Below are 13,046 nucleotides of genomic sequence, written 5' to 3'. Positions count from 1 at the left end.
TTCCTGACGCCATTTTGTTACGCGATTACGGCTGGCGGCGAAGGGTAATCCGGGTGAGTTCTGAGGGACGACCCAGCCTCACCGCCATGCCTGGCCAGAGTGCCGTGCCGTTATTCACATAGAGCTGCATTCCGCCGACCTGATAAAGCCCGGAAACAAACCCGGCGTTGGGTTTAGCAAACAGCCTGTCCAGCCCGATAATCAGGCCGCCATGCGTATGTCCTGAGAGCTGCACATCCACGCCCTGCGCTGCGTTCTGGCGTGCATTGCGTGGCTGGTGATCCAGCAGGATTACCGGCGCGTTTTCAGGTGCCTGTTCCAGCGCGCGGGCCAGATCCGGGCCGACCGCGTTTCTGCCGGGTGCGGAGGCGTCCGGCAGGCCGGCAATCACCAGCTTTGCGGTTCCGCGCTGGATCACGGTATGGCTGTTGAGCAGAGGTTGCAGACCCAGTGAGGCCAGATGCGCCGTCCAGATTGCCTGATGGAAGAAATATTCATGGTTGCCGGTGATAGCCCATACGCCGTCAGGCGCTGCGAGCCCGCGCAGCGGCGCAACGTCCTGTCGTCGATGCGCCAGACTGCCATCGATCACATCGCCCGTGACCACAATTAGATCGGCTTTGAGAGACATTGCCCGTTCAACCATTGCGGCGGTCCAGGCCGCATTAAACAACCGGGTGATATGCAGGTCGGTCAGCTGCAGCAGCTGATAGCCATCGAATTCAGCGGGCAGGTTGGGCAGCGCAAGAGTCACCTCTTTGACCGGCGGCACGCGTATCGCCTGCTGAACGCCAAAGGCAGCCAGTCCCATCGCCAGCACAACGGCCAGATAGCGAACACCGGGAACCAGCTCCAGCGGATGACGCAACAGCAGGGCAATCAGCATAACCGCATCCATCAGCATCTGAAGCAGCGCCAGCAGCAGCACGGTGCTGTACGCCCAGTTAAACAGAATGATGATGATGCGGGGCATTTCAGCGGAGAAGATCCCGCCCGAGGTAAAACGGCTCACCAGAAGATATTGTGACGCCAGCAGCACCAGAGCGGAGAGCAGGATCTTTACAACAAGTGGCAGGGACAAAGGAATAATGACGCGCGCAATTACATACCAGCTGGGTAAGCTGAAAATCAGGTGAAACATGGCATTTTTCCGGTAGGGCGCTGAACATCTGCGCAGGCAAAAAAGAGTCGATCGTTTATAGAGCCGTTTTCAGGACTGTAGTGTATATGATGTTACCGTCAGGCTTGCTTCACGTCGGGTGCTTTACAGGCGGTAAAGCAGGCAGAGAGGATCGATAAAACTTCAGGGCGCAATAATGAAAACAGCGTGACCGGAGCACCGGCCACGCTGGCAACATTCACGTATTGAGCCGCCTGACTAGCGTAAAACGCCTGAGGTCGTCCGGGTCTCGTCAGTTACACGAGTCATGGATATCGGAATGCTTTTATAGGCGGGAATGCCGCTTTTGGTATCGTGGCTGTCAAGCGGAACCATCACATTGGCCTCCGGATAGTAAGCGCCGACCGAACCTGGGGCCATATCAATAATCACGATGGTCAGGTTTTTCATCTGGCGCGAAGTGGGATTGCCATCCGGGTCCAGCGCCATCAGATCGACACGGTCACCGACCCGTAACTGTCGCTTCTCCGCCTCTTCTGCATTGATAAACAGCACATCGCGGCGGCCTGTCACGCCACGATAGCGGTCATTCAGCCCGTAAAGCGTGGTGTTGTACTGATCGTGACTGCGCAGGGTAGTGAGCACCAGATCATGGCACTTCAGTGACCGGGGATCTTCATTGATGCCCTGCATCACTTTAAACTGCGCACGGCCAGATGGCGTCAGCCAGACGCGCTCTGATGCGGCGTTATAGAGCCGGAATCCACCCGGATGCTTAATCCTCTCATTGAAGTTTTCAAACGCTGGGAACACCGCTTCAATGGCATCGCGGATGCGGCTGTAATCGGCTGCCATGGCTGACCAGTCAACCACGCTGTCCGGCAGCGTTGCCTTCGCCAGTGAGGCGACCAGCGCCGGTTCAGACTTCAGATGGGGTGAGGCGGGATCCAGCGAACCGCGTGAGGCATGCACCATCGACATCGAATCTTCCACGGTGACGCTCTGCGCGCCGGTTGCCTGAACATCGGTCTCTGTTCGGCCCAGCACCGGCAGCAGATAATTATGTTTACCCAGTAACAGGTGCGAGCGGTTCAGTTTGGTCGCCATATGTACCACCAGATCAAGATTGCGCATCGCCGGGAACGTGACCTGTGGATCGGAAATCGCTTCCGCCAGGTTGCCGCCCAGACACAGCAACGCTTTGGCTTTGCCATCGCGCATCGCCTTTATTGCCTCAATGGCGCCGTGACCATGCTTCTGCGGCGGGCGGAAACCAAACACCCTCTCTATGCCATCCAGCAGCGACTGCGGCGGGATCTCTGTGATGCCCACCGTGCGATCGCCCTGCACATTGGAGTGACCGCGTAACGGACAGATACCTGCACCCGGCTTGCCGATATTGCCGCGCATCAGCAGCAGGTTAGCGATTTGCTGCACGTTCTGAGTGCCGTACTGGTGCTGAGTAATTCCCATGCCATAACAGATGATGGTACGTTCAGCGCTGGCGTAGAGCCGGGCGATATGCTGGATCTCCTCACGCGCCATGCCCGAGACTTTCAGGATATGCTCCCAGTCTGTGCTTTCCAGGTCGGCTTTCAGGGCGTCAAAGCCTTCAGTGTGCTCAGTAATAAACGCTTCATCAATCACGCCGGGTTCGCCTTTGCTCAGCGCCTCCTCGTGCATAGTGAGCAGGATCTTCATCACCCCTTTCAACATCGCTGCGTCACCGCCAACCCTGACCTTGTAGTAGGTCGATGCCAGCTCAGTGGAGCTCATTGACAGCATTTCAATCGGGCTCTGCGGCGAAGTAAAGCGCTCCAGGCCACGTTCACGCAGCGGGTTGATCGCCACAATAGTGGCACCGCGTTTCGACACTTCCCGTAGCGTGCCCAGCATGCGCGGATGGTTAGTACCTGGATTGTGGCCGATACAGAGCACCAGGTCGCAGTGATCAAAATCTTCCAGCTCTACCGTCCCTTTGCCGACGCCAATTGACTCCGGCAGCCCGACACTGGTCGGTTCATGGCACATGTTTGAGCAGTCGGGGAAGTTATTGGTGCCATATTCGCGGGCGAAGAGTTGCCACAGAAACGCCGCTTCATTGGAGGCGCGTCCCGAAGTATAAAACTCTACGCTGTCCGGATCGTCGTAGCTGCGCAGATGTTCTCCAATCTCCCGGAATGCCGTCTCCCATTCGATGGGCTGATAGGTATCTGTAGCGGCATCGTACTTCATCGGATGGGTCAGGCGGCCTTCGCCCTCCAGATGCAGTGCGCTGCGCTCCCACAGTTCAGTCACGGTATGAGCGGCAAAAAATTCCGGTGTAGTGCGTTTGCTGGTGGCTTCCCAGGAGACGGCTTTTGCGCCGTTTTCGCAGAACTCAAAGGATGAGGCATGTTGCGGGTCGGGCCAGGCGCAGCCCGGACAGTCAAAGCCCTGCGGCTGGTTGACTTTAAACAGGGCGATCACATCCTGTTTCACAGACATCTGGCCGCGGATAGCATCGGCAACCGCCTTCAATGCGCCCCAGCCTCCGGCAGCACCCCCATAAGGAGCGATGCCATTTGTGCGATTTTGCTCTTTCATAATGCTCCACATTGTCTCTGTTGTTATTTGTTAAGCCTGGTACAGAAATAGTTGCAACAACGTGGAAACCGGCTGTTATTCAGGGAAAATATTTCTCAAAATGTTTCGACAGTCCGAAACGTAAGCCGCAAATCAGTTCAGCACATCAGATGAAGCGCAGCGCATCCAGGCTGTTGCAGAATAAGCGGCGCGCGAGTTCCGCCGACAGGGTGATGATGCAGGGAAAGGGTGAAGGATAAATCTTTACCATCAGATAACGGCGGGTAAGTGAGCCAGTTTATTCAGGGCTGGACGGCGATCGCAGCAACGCACTCCATGTCTGAACAGATGCACCATAATCCGGAACGCGACCTTATGAAAAGAGCCTTACTTTTGCTGGTTTTACTTTCCACCTATAGTCTGATGCCCGTTAAAGCCAGTGGCCCGGTTCGGGCAGGAGAGCTGCGTCCCATGAAGATTATTATGACGATCAACCATCAGTCGTATGAGATTGCGCTGGCTGATAACGCCACCGCGAAAGCATTTGTACAGCAACTCCCGCTGACCATGACGATGGAGGAGCTGAACGGCAATGAGAAGTTTGCAGACCTGCCTGCTGCTCTTAATAGCGATCCGCATAAACCCGGCACGATCCAGCAGGGCGATGTGATGCTGTATGGCAATAAGACGCTGGTTCTTTTTTACGAGACATTCCAGAGCTCCTATAGCTACACGCCAATAGGAAAGGTGCTGTCGACAGATAGCCTCAAAAAGCGTGTCGGTGAGGGGGGGATTGACGTACGGTTCTCCCGGCCATGACTGATATCAAAATCTGAAATAACCGGCTGGTAAAAGATTCATATCGCGCTGAGTCTGGCCAGGGTGGCATCTGGCACGACGGACTACACTGCGTTCTGGCCGCGGCCAGACGTTGTGATCCTCTTCGGCAAGCGACACTGTCAGGCCGGTCGGCCAGCCTGACAGTTCAGTCATTACTTCTTCTTATTCAGCATCGACTTCAGGTCAGCAAAGGGATTGTAGGTTGCCTCACCGACATCTTTTTGTGCGTCCTCGCCAGCCACTACACGGGTGCCATACTGGTCAGCCTCGGTGTACTTTGAGTGCTCGTGGTCATGACAATAGAGACACAACAACTCCCAGTTACTGCCATCTTCCGGGTTGTTGGTGTGGTCGTGATCGATATGGTGGACCGTCAGTTCGCGCAGGTTTGAATAAACAAACTCGCGTGAGCAGCGTCCACACACCCACGGATAGATTTTAAGTGCTTTCTCACGGTAGCCGCTTTCCAGCCGCGTGTAGTTTTTAGGGATCAAAGCCATTGCCGGGATAACCTGTTATGAAGAGAAAATTTCACGATAGTGATGCCAATATATCCCATAACGGAACAGAAGAAGAAATCATCGTGTTCCTCGGGACGGGAGGCTTTAAAATCCAGAGGGTTAGCTGAAAATCAGCGTAGCCGCCTTATATGATTTTTCCAGCACGTCTCGCAATCCTGAATAACTGCCGGGCCTGTGAGAAGGCACAAAATCATGTCGCTGTGATGAAAACTCAAAAATGATATATCTCTACGTTCCCGCTCACGCTAACCCAATTAATCAGCAGGATAGCGCCCAAAACATCCCTGTTTACCGCTTTGCTTAAAAAATGACATCAAATGTAATGCATGACACCATAAACTGCCCAGAAAATGGCGTTAGCACCTAGATAAGTCCAGCATCCCCAGTAGGCTATGGGTTCACGACGGGTGCGGAGTTTAGGCAGGAAGGCCAGTAAATAGAGGGCAGAGGCGATAAGCGAAACGAAGTAGAAAAATTTCATGGTTTTCTCCTGATCAATATCCTTTATTTGAGAATAGTCAGGGCTCACCATTTTGCTTAATGCATCAGCAGATTCGTTATGGATCGGCTTTCTCTTTGATGCCCACATCGGATGTCAGCACAGTTAAATCCGCGATAAATCGAAAATGCAGCGTCACGGTACGATCAGCCAGCCTTAAGAAAAGATCACGTCAGGATGTTCAGCCTGAGGTTACACCCTATAATCAACGCTGTTTGTTAGCCTGCAGGAATGCAGGTTTTGCACCCGCCCAAAAGGAAGAGATCCCGCTGATGTTTTCTCGTTTTTTTATTTATCGTCCCGTTTTCGCATGGGTTGTTGCCATTTTAATCATGCTGCTTGGCGCGCTCTCCATTACCCTGTTGCCGGTTGAACAATATCCCGATGTTGCGCCGCCTTCGGTGAATATCAGCGCAACGTACACCGGTGCTTCTGCGGAGACGCTGGAGAACAGCGTCACGCAGGTGATCGAGCAGCAGCTTACCGGGCTGGATAATCTGCTCTATTTTACCTCCAGCAGCAGTTCACAGGGGAATGTGTCGGTTACCGTCACCTTCAGTCAGGGCACCGATCCGGACACGGCTCAGGTGCAGGTGCAGAACAAGGTGCAGCAGGCGCTCTCCCGTCTGCCCAGCGAAGTGCAGCAGCTTGGTGTTACCGTCACCAAATCGCAGTCAAACTTCCTGCTGGTGATGGGGTTGTATGACACCACGGGCAAAAGCAACAGCACGGATATCGGTGACTGGCTGGTCAGTAATATGCAGGAGCCGCTGGCCAGGACCGAAGGGGTCGGTGACATCCAGGTGTTCGGCGGTCAGTACGCGATGCGCATCTGGCTCGATCCCTTCAAACTAAACTCCTTTGCGTTGCAGCCCTCCGATGTGTCGGCGGCGATACGCTCGCAGAACATTCAGGTTTCAGCCGGGAAAATCGGCGGCCTGCCATCGCCTGATAATCAGCAGCTCACCGCCACGGTCAGAGCGCAGTCGCGACTGCAGACACCAGAGCAGTTCCGAAACATCATCGTCAAAAGCGACAAAAGCGGTGCCATCGTACGCGTGGGTGATGTGGCGAGGGTGGAGCTGGGCGGCGAATCCTATGACATGACCACCCGACTCAACGGGCATCCTGCGGCGGGTGTCGGTGTGATGCTGGCGCCGGGCGCAAATGCGCTGGCCACCGCGACGCTGGTGAAAAACAAAGTTGAAGAGTATCGCCACTCAATGCCGGAAGGTTATGAGGTGGCCTATGCGCTCGACAGCACTGACTTCATCAAAATCTCCGTTGAGGATGTGGTGATCACCCTGATCGAAGCGATCGCGCTGGTAGTGGTGGTGATGTACCTGTTCCTGCAGAACATCCGTGCGACGCTGATCCCGGCGCTGGCGGTGCCGGTGGTACTGCTCGGCACCTTTGGCGTACTGGCGCTTTGCGGCTACACCATCAATACCCTGACGCTGTTTGCTATGGTGCTGGCCATCGGGCTGCTGGTGGATGATGCCATCGTGGTCGTCGAAAACGTCGAACGCATTATGCATGACGAAGGTCTGCCGGCGCGTGAGGCAACAGAAAAGTCGATGAAAGAGATCTCCGGCGCGCTGGTGGCTATCGCGCTGGTGCTCTCCGCGGTATTTCTGCCCATGGCCTTTTTCGCCGGGTCGACCGGTGTGATTTACCGGCAGTTCTCCATCACCATCATCGCCGCCATGACCTTCTCCGTGGTGGTGGCACTGACCCTGACGCCTGCACTGTGTGGCATGTTGCTGCGGCCGACCTCACCCCATCGTAAAGGCTTCTTTGGCGGTTTTAACCGCTTTTATGCCGCCACCGAGCGCCAGTATCGTCACAAAGTGGTGAGCACTCTGCGCCGTCCGCTGATCATGGTATCGCTTTATGCGGCAATGGGCGTTGTGCTGTTTGTGATGTTTACCCGCTTGCCGGGTAGCTTCCTGCCGACTGAAGATCAGGGCAGCATCATGCTTCAGGCGACATTGCCAGCGGGTGCCACGGCCAGCCGCACTGAGGCAGTCAATCAGCAGATTGTTGACTGGTTCCTGACTGAAGAGAAACAGAATATTGATGTGGTCTTCACCATCAACGGTTTTAACTTCAGCGGTGCTGCGCAGAATGCCGGTATGGCGTTTATCAAGCTTAAGAACTGGGATCAGCGACCGGGTAGTGAAAACTCTGCCGAAGCGATTGCCGGGCGCGCCACCTACGCGCTGGCGTCGATTCGGGATGCGCAGATCTTTGCGCTGACGCCGCCGTCGGTGCCGGGTCTGGGACAGAACAACGGCTTTACCTATGAGCTGCTGGCCAGCGGTGGCACCACGCGTGAGCAACTGGGCAACCTGCGCGATCAGCTGCTACAAAGCGCAGCGCAAAGCCCGGAACTGCTTGGCGTGCGGGCCAATATCCTGCCGCAAACGCCGCAGTTGCAGGTCGATATTGATACCAGCAAAGCGGTGGCACTGGGACTGCAGCTGGATGACGTGACCGATACGCTGACCAGCGCCTGGGGCGGTGCCTATATCAATGACTTCATCGACCGGGGTCGGGTAAAGCGGGTCTATGTTCAGGGCGACGGTCAGTATCGTTCATCACCTTCGGATCTGGATAAATGGTACATCCGTAACAGTGAGGGCACCATGACGCCTTTCTCGGCGTTTGCCTCGACCCGATGGACCATGGGACCCGAAAGCCTTAACCGCTACAACGGTTCTGCCTCCTACGAAATACAGGGGCAGAACGCCGAAGGGTTCAGCTCCGGCGATGCCATGAACACCATTGAGCGACTGGCCAATGAACTCCCGGCAGGGACTACAGGAGCATGGAGCGGTCTTTCGCTGCAGGAGAAGCAGGCGGGCGGGCAGTCAACCACGCTGTATGCGATCTCGATTCTGGTGGTGTTCCTCTGTCTTGCTGCGCTGTATGAGAGCTGGTCGGTGCCTTTCTCCGTGCTGTTAGCGGTGCCGCTCGGCGTGCTGGGTACCGTGCTGGCGGTGGCACTGCGCGGATTAAGCAACGATATCTACTTCCAGGTGGCGTTGCTGACCACGGTCGGACTCACCTCCAAAAACGCGATACTGATCATCGAATTTGCGGAGGATGCGGTTCGTCGGGGAAGTTCGCTGAGCGCGGCTGCGTTGCAGGCAGCGCGAACCCGTCTGCGGCCGATTATGATGACGTCGCTGGCCTTTATCGCCGGGGTGATCCCGCTGGCGGTGGCGACGGGCGCCGGTGCTAACAGCCGCATCGCCATCGGCACCGGTATCATCGGCGGTACGCTGGCAGGCACGGTACTGGCGCTGTTCTTTGTTCCGCTCTTCTTTGTGCTGGTGAAGCACTACCTGACCCGCCATCGCAAAGGCCAATAACGCAGAAAGCCCGTCTGCAGGCGGCTGCAGACGGGCTGGGATCAATGATCAGCGGAAGATTACAAATGCTGTTTAAAGAAGGCGGTCAGCTTCGCAAACGGGATCAGGTCAGTGCGGTCATAAAGGTCCACGTGGCCTGCATCAGGCACGATATAGAGCTCTTTGGGCTGTGCCGCACGCTGGAACGCATCTTCGCTGAACTCGCGTGAATGCGCTTTATCACCCGTGATGAAGAGCATCGGGCGCGGTGAGATGGTCTCAATGTCATTAAACGGATAGAAGTTCATGAATTTCACGTTGCTGGTGAGCGTCGGGTGCGTAGTCAGCGCAGCTGAACTGTTTTTCGGGGTGAACTCACCGCGAGGCGTCCGGTAAAAATCATAGAACTCTTTGGCTATCGGAGGCGAATCAGCATCGATTTTATGTGGTGTACCACTGGTGTACTCAGTTTTACCCCCGGTGAACTCTACATAGCGTTGCTGTGCCGCCGCTTCAATGATTTGCTTGCGCTGCGCCAGTGTCTGGCTTTTATTCAGCGCATTACGGTTGGCTGACCCCATGTCATACATGCTGACGGTAGCAATGGCTTTCATGCGGGGATCAATCTTCGCTGCGCTGATGACAAAACTGCCACTGCCACAGATACCCAGCACACCAATCCTGTCGCGATCGACAAATTCGCGGGTACCCAGGTAATCCACGGCGGCGCTGAAGTCTTCGGCATAGATATCCGGAGAGACCGCGTTGCGTGGCTGACCTTCACTTTCGCCCCAGAATGAAAGATCAATTGCCAGGGTAACAAAACCCTGCTCAGCCATTTTCTGCGCATAGAGGCTGGCGCTCTGCTCTTTGACTGCGCCCATCGGATGACCTACCACAATTGCCGGAAGGCGCGCCGTTTTACCGGCCTCTTTCGGTCTGTACAGGGTGCCGGTCACACCCATCTGATACTGGTTTTTAAAGGTGACTTTCTCGCGGGTGACTTTCTCGCTTTGATAAAAGTTATCGGCGCCGCGTGACATATCGGCAGCGCTGGCCGCAAATGAACTGATCAACAGTCCAAACATCAGGGTTAATGCTCTCATAAGAAGATCCTTATCGGGGTTGACGACGTCAGGGCAACGGGTTGCCCGGTTAAACAACGCATCTGCTATCAGGCAGCGCTTTCTTTACGGGCGGTGATCATCGCCAGTCCGGCGGCAGTGACCAGTAATGTGGCGCTGATAGCAAAGGTGGTCTGCCAGCCTGCATGGTCAAAGGCCAGGCCACCCAGCGTCGACCCCAAAGCAATCGACAGCTGTACGATGGCCACCATTAATCCGCCACCGATCTCGGCATTATCCGGAAAGGTTCTGGCGATCCAGGCCCACCATCCGGTTGGTGCCGCTGTTGCCACCAGTCCCCAGATGCCAAGCAGTGGCGCCACCAGCCACAGGTGATGACCGAACACCATGAGCAGCAGCGCAACCAGCGCCATAATCAACGGGATGATCATCAGGGTCAGATAGAATCCGCGCTGCAAAACAGCACTGATAATCAGCGTGCCGATAAAGCCGGCGACACCAATGGTCAGCAGCACCAGCGACAGCGCAGAAACGTCAACCTGCGTCACGGTTTCCAGAAACGGACGGAGATAGGTAAACAGGGTGAACTGGCCCATAAAGAGCAGGCCGCAGGCGGTCATACCCACCGTAACCAGCGGCGAACGCAGCAGCTGCAGAATTTTTCCGCTGCGCTGCCGGGCCGAGTTGACCGGCATCGATGGCAGCGTGAACGTTTGCCAGATCAGGGCGATCAAGGCTACCGGCACCAGGCTGAAAAAAGCCCCGCGCCAGCCAATGACAGAACCGAGATAGCTGCCCAGCGGTGCAGCGATAACCGTCGCCAGCGCATTGCCGCCGTTGAAAATGGCCAGCGCGCGCGGCACCTGCCCGGAGGGGACCAGCCGGATAGCGACCGCTGCTGACATCGACCAGAAACCGCCAATCACCACGCCAATCAATGCCCGGCCAGTCATGTAAGTCAGATAGTTGGGTGCCATCGCCACCATCAATCCGGATAGTGCCATTACCAGCGTGAGCGCCAGCAACAGAATTTTGCGGTCGAGGTTCCCTGCGATGCGGGTTATTGAGAGGCTGGTGATCACTGCCAGTGCGCCGGAGATAGCGATGCCCTGTCCGACCAGACCTTCGCTGACCGCCAGATCTTGTGATAACGGCGATAACAGGCTGACCGGCATGAATTCAGAGGCGATAAGCGCGAATACACACAGCGTCATTGCCCATACACCACCCCAGTGCGCTTCTTTATGCCGGGGGGAACAGTCAGTTGTTTCCGTGGAAGTCATGTTGTGTCCTGTTTCATTGTTTGCGGTGCTGATGAACTCAGGAAATTTTACTGTTCCGCTTTATATTGACTAGCTAATGAATCCTTAATGGGGTTATAACCAGAACTTATAAATCTATCGGCGGGAGTGCAGTATGAAGCGCAACATGAATGACCTGCAGGCTTTTATTACCGTGGCGCGTGAGGGCAGCTTTACCCGCGCGGCAGCGCTGCTGGGCGTGACGCAGCCTGCATTGAGTCAGACCATTACCGCGCTGGAAAACCGGATGGAGATTCGGCTGCTTACCCGCACGACCCGTAACGTCTCACCGACCGCGGCGGGTGAACGGTTAATCCAGGCGATTGGCAATCGGTTCGATGAAATTGAGGCGGAACTGGATATGCTGACCGCGATGCGGGACAAGCCAGCCGGCACGGTACGGATCACCTGCGGGCCGCATATTCTGAGCTCACTCCTGATGCCAAAGCTGACGCCATTGCTGGCGGCTTATCCTGATATCCGGCTTGAGTTCGATGCTAATCATGGCTTACGCAATATCGTGGCCGATCGATTTGATGCAGGGGTCAGGATGGGGGACACCATTGATAAAGACATGGTGGCGATGCCGATAAGCCCGCCATTACGGATGGCTGCGGTGGCCACGCCCGACTACTTTCGTCGTCATGCTGCGCCGCAGGTTCCGCAAGATTTGCTGCATCACAACTGCATTAACATGCGGCAGGCGACAGCGGGTGGGTTGTACGTCTGGGAGTTTGACGGTGAAGAGGGGCCGTTAAATGTGCGGGTAGATGGACAACTGACGTTCAACACTTCGGCACACATTGCAGAAGCGGCTCTCGCCGGGCTGGGGATCGCTTTCCTGCCTGAGCAGGAAGTCGCAGAAGGGCTGGAGCAGGGCACCTTGATCCGCGTGCTGGAGCGCTGGTGCGAGCCGTTTCCCGGCTATTACCTCTACTATCCCAGCCGCAAGCAACATTCACCCGCTTTTACCCTGGTCAGAGAGGCATTAAGGCTAAAAGAGGGGGCATGATGAAACTTATTGGAATAGATGCCATTCCATGGCGTAATACGTCCTAAAGCGCTTTATTCAGAATTACTTAGAAGGACGGCGACTAATTTTGCCTCCTTTCCGACCGGCTTCCCTGGCTTTTTCAGGATCGTTTTTGAAATTGCCCCCACTGGCCTTGCCTCCTGCACTGCCAGCTTCACTCGCCCGTTCTGGATCGTTGGCAAAATTGCCGGCACCACCTCTGTATTTCTGTTGTGTCATAGGAAGACCTCATATCAATGTTCCATTAGATAAAAAGGACTAGCTAGTCACATCTGCAAGCATAGTCGTCCGCTTCGTTTATGCAAATGCACATACTTAATTGATTGATAATAGTGATGTTAATTTTTCGAAGGGGGATAGTGTCGGCAGGGCCGTAGGTGATGAACTACGCTTACAGACCTGACGAAAAAGGAGAGTGCTATGAGTAATGCGACCTTAATCGATACGCTTGAGCTGGGCTCTGACGAGCAGAAGCAGAAATATGAGATTTACGGCGATGATGCACAGACGCCCACTTTTGCTGTCATCTACCGGCAGCAGGGCGATAGCTGGCAGCAGCTGGATGAGAAAATCACGTTCGCCGCGCAGGATGAACAGCAGGAAGCGAGGGGATCAATGGGCTACGGTTCCGGCGACACGCTGCCAGATTTACGCGACCTGCCTGCCGAAGCTCGGGAGCGCTGCGAACAGCACTGGAACCAGCAGAGTGACAGGTAAACAGGAATA

The 13,046-nt window shown here is 55.5% G+C and carries 11 protein-coding genes; 4 read left to right on the top strand and 7 right to left on the bottom strand.

All coding sequences use genetic code 11. From position 1 onward, the window contains the following. Positions 1-25: 25 nt before the first annotated feature. On the bottom strand, positions 26-1,141 hold the full coding sequence (locus tag OK412_RS22950; protein WP_167433347.1) for a metallophosphoesterase: 1,116 nt from the start codon (positions 1,139-1,141) through the stop codon (positions 26-28). 237 nt (positions 1,142-1,378) lie between these two features. Then, entirely contained in the window at positions 1,379-3,706 is a 2,328-nt protein-coding gene (locus tag OK412_RS22945) for an FdhF/YdeP family oxidoreductase (protein WP_033770142.1), read from the bottom strand. Positions 3,707-3,973: 267 nt separating this feature from the next. On the opposite strand from OK412_RS22945, the gene OK412_RS22940 reads away from it, so the two are divergent. Further along, positions 3,974-4,504 carry a cyclophilin-like fold protein gene (locus tag OK412_RS22940; protein ID WP_228379761.1) on the top strand — a complete coding sequence of 177 codons (531 nt, stop codon included), beginning with the start codon at positions 3,974-3,976 and terminating at the stop codon, positions 4,502-4,504. 173 nt (positions 4,505-4,677) lie between these two features. Here the strand turns inward: OK412_RS22940 and yajD are convergent, their stop codons facing one another. Together yajD and OK412_RS22930 are read right to left on the bottom strand one after the other, a co-directional pair. Then, positions 4,678-5,025: an HNH nuclease YajD gene (yajD, locus tag OK412_RS22935; protein ID WP_003850685.1), complete on the bottom strand. Its 348-nt coding sequence runs from the start codon at positions 5,023-5,025 to the stop codon at positions 4,678-4,680. Positions 5,026-5,359: 334 nt separating this feature from the next. Next, a complete protein-coding gene (locus tag OK412_RS22930; RefSeq protein WP_009093121.1) occupies positions 5,360-5,527 on the bottom strand; it encodes a hypothetical protein in 168 nt (55 codons plus the stop codon). 290 nt (positions 5,528-5,817) lie between these two features. On the opposite strand from OK412_RS22930, the gene OK412_RS22925 reads away from it, so the two are divergent. Continuing rightward, on the top strand, positions 5,818-8,922 hold the full coding sequence (locus OK412_RS22925; RefSeq protein ID WP_045139847.1) for an efflux RND transporter permease subunit: 3,105 nt from the start codon (positions 5,818-5,820) through the stop codon (positions 8,920-8,922). A 59-nt stretch (positions 8,923-8,981) separates the two neighbouring features. Here the strand turns inward: OK412_RS22925 and OK412_RS22920 are convergent, their stop codons facing one another. Further along, positions 8,982-10,007 (bottom strand): alpha/beta hydrolase, encoded by a 1,026-nt coding sequence (locus OK412_RS22920; RefSeq protein WP_010671942.1) that lies wholly within the window; start codon positions 10,005-10,007, stop codon positions 8,982-8,984. A gap of 68 nt (positions 10,008-10,075) precedes the next feature. Further along, on the bottom strand, positions 10,076-11,200 hold the full coding sequence (locus OK412_RS22915) for an MFS transporter (protein WP_264353658.1): 1,125 nt from the start codon (positions 11,198-11,200) through the stop codon (positions 10,076-10,078). Between the two features lie 202 nt (positions 11,201-11,402). On the opposite strand from OK412_RS22915, the gene OK412_RS22910 reads away from it, so the two are divergent. Next, positions 11,403-12,299 (top strand): LysR family transcriptional regulator, encoded by an 897-nt coding sequence (locus OK412_RS22910; protein ID WP_010257019.1) that lies wholly within the window; start codon positions 11,403-11,405, stop codon positions 12,297-12,299. A gap of 63 nt (positions 12,300-12,362) precedes the next feature. Here the strand turns inward: OK412_RS22910 and OK412_RS22905 are convergent, their stop codons facing one another. Beyond that, a complete protein-coding gene (locus OK412_RS22905; RefSeq protein ID WP_010257023.1) occupies positions 12,363-12,539 on the bottom strand; it encodes a general stress protein in 177 nt (58 codons plus the stop codon). A 201-nt stretch (positions 12,540-12,740) separates the two neighbouring features. Between OK412_RS22905 and OK412_RS22900 the strand changes: the two genes are divergently transcribed. Then, positions 12,741-13,037 (top strand): hypothetical protein, encoded by a 297-nt coding sequence (locus OK412_RS22900; RefSeq protein WP_033770131.1) that lies wholly within the window; start codon positions 12,741-12,743, stop codon positions 13,035-13,037. Positions 13,038-13,046 lie beyond the last annotated feature (9 nt).

This window comes from Pantoea sp. JV6 (assembly GCF_025910055.1).
Lineage (GTDB): Bacteria > Pseudomonadota > Gammaproteobacteria > Enterobacterales > Enterobacteriaceae > Pantoea > Pantoea agglomerans.
Note: the sequence above shows the minus strand (reverse complement) of the source record. Positions and strands in the feature narration are given on the sequence as shown.